At 48.9% G+C, this 1,784-nt stretch carries 2 protein-coding genes; one reads left to right on the plus strand and one right to left on the minus strand.

Annotation, left to right across the window (positions count from 1 at the left end; translation table 11 throughout):
- Window positions 1–43 precede the first annotated feature (43 nt).
- Window positions 44–1,249 (minus strand): RNA-guided endonuclease TnpB family protein, encoded by a 1,206-nt coding sequence (locus H8K38_RS18175; protein WP_186886261.1) that lies wholly within the window; start codon window positions 1,247–1,249, stop codon window positions 44–46.
- Window positions 1,250–1,294: 45 nt separating this feature from the next.
- Between H8K38_RS18175 and tnpA the strand changes: the two genes are divergently transcribed.
- Window positions 1,295–1,711, plus strand: coding sequence for an IS200/IS605 family transposase (gene tnpA, locus H8K38_RS18180; protein ID WP_186886262.1), 417 nt, complete (start codon window positions 1,295–1,297; stop codon window positions 1,709–1,711).
- Window positions 1,712–1,784: the final 73 nt, after the last annotated feature.

Here is a 1,784-nt window from a genome sequence, read left to right on the forward strand (position 1 = left end):
TTGACATCCTCCCTGCCGTAAACGACAGGGATTCCTACTGCGGTTAGGCGTAAACGCCGGACTCGCTTCGGTGGGTTCCTGCTGCTGGCGGCATTGTTGCACCACTCACTTCACAGGCTAATCGGGCGTGTCCCGCCCTTAATACGTTGATTGCGCCGACGACATCGGCGTTTTCTTCAAAACCACATTCCACACAAGCAAAGCGGGCTTGCGTAGGGCGGTTGTCTTTCGATATATGACCACAGTACGGGCATGTCCGGCTGGTGTTTTTCGGGGGAACGGCGATCAGGTGGCCGCCATTCCATGCCAGCTTGTAATCGAGCTGGCGACGAAATTCAAACCAGCCTTGATCAAGAATGGCTTTATTCAGCCCTGACTTTGCTCTGACATTCCGGCCTTGCTGCTCTGCGGTTCCTGCCGCTGATTTTGACATGTTTTTGACTTGCAAATCTTCAATACAGACTATCGCGTGGTTTTTGCTAATGTCGCTTGATGTTTTATGCAGGTAGTCACGGCGGCTGTTGCCGATTTTTGCATGGATCCGCTGGACTTTGGCTTTTGCCTTTTTCCAGTTGTTACTGAATTTTACCTTGCGGCTCATGGCTTGCTGCGTTTTACGCAAGGCACTTTCCAATGTTTTGAAACTGTTGCATGGTTCATAGAATGCACCGTCCGACAAGGTAGCAAAACGGGCAATGCCCACATCAATGCCGATCATATCGCCGCTGGGAGTAGGAATAGCCGCTTCACGTTCTGTCTGGATAGACGCAAACCACTTACCGCTCGATTGACTGATCGTGACGTTTTTAATCTCACCTTCCACCATCCGGCTGTTGCGGTAACGACACCAGCCGATTTTTGGCAGGAAGATGCGATCATTTCCCTGCTCCAGCTTGATGCCTTGCGGGTAACGGAAACAATCCCTCGTTCCTTTCTTTTTGAAACGGGGGAAATCAGCACGTTTGGCAAAGAAGTTTTTGTACGCCCGATCTAAATCTTTCAGCGACTGTTGCAGTGTTTGAGAAGGTGAATCACATAGCCATTTTGTTTCTGACTCTGCTTTCCATTGTGGTAACAGATTGTTCAGTTCAAAGGCGGAAAGTTTCTTTTCACCCTGCTCATGCCGTGCTTTCTGCAATGCCAGTGCCTTGTTATAGACAAACCGACAGGCACCGGAGAAGCGGCGCATCTGGCGCTGTTGTTCTCCAGTGACGATCAGTTCGAATTTGTAGGCTTGCAGTCGTTGCATGGCTTGCTCATACTGTGTCAATACAACTCAATTATAGATTGGTCTATGGAAATTGAAAGCGATTTAAGGCATGGCAGGCATTGTGTTTTTAAAATGCACGTTCATTTGGTCTTTGTAACAAAATACCGTCGCAATGTTTTTACCAAAGAAGTGCTGGATGATCTAAAAATCTTCTTTGAAAAGGTCTGTCTTGATTTTGAATCAGAGTTGGTTGAGTTCGACGGTGAGGATGATCATGTGCATTTACTGGTGAATTACCCGCCCAAAGTGTCGGTATCTGCATTGGTGAATAGCTTGAAAGGCGTTTCCAGCCGGATGATCCGAAAAAAGAATTACCCTTCGATCAAAAAGAAACTCTGGGGCGGTGCGCTCTGGTCGCCCAGTTATTTTGCGGGGAGCTGTGGCGGTGCGCCGATTGAGATCATCCGGCAGTATATTGAGCAGCAGCAAACTCCGGCGTAGCCCTCAGAACGGCTTCGCCGTTGCACTATTCATCCTCGCCCTGAACGGCGAGGTTTTCCGCGCGATCCGATAA

This window comes from Undibacterium sp. FT79W (assembly GCF_014284215.1).
Taxonomy (GTDB): domain Bacteria; phylum Pseudomonadota; class Gammaproteobacteria; order Burkholderiales; family Burkholderiaceae_D; genus Undibacterium; species Undibacterium aquatile.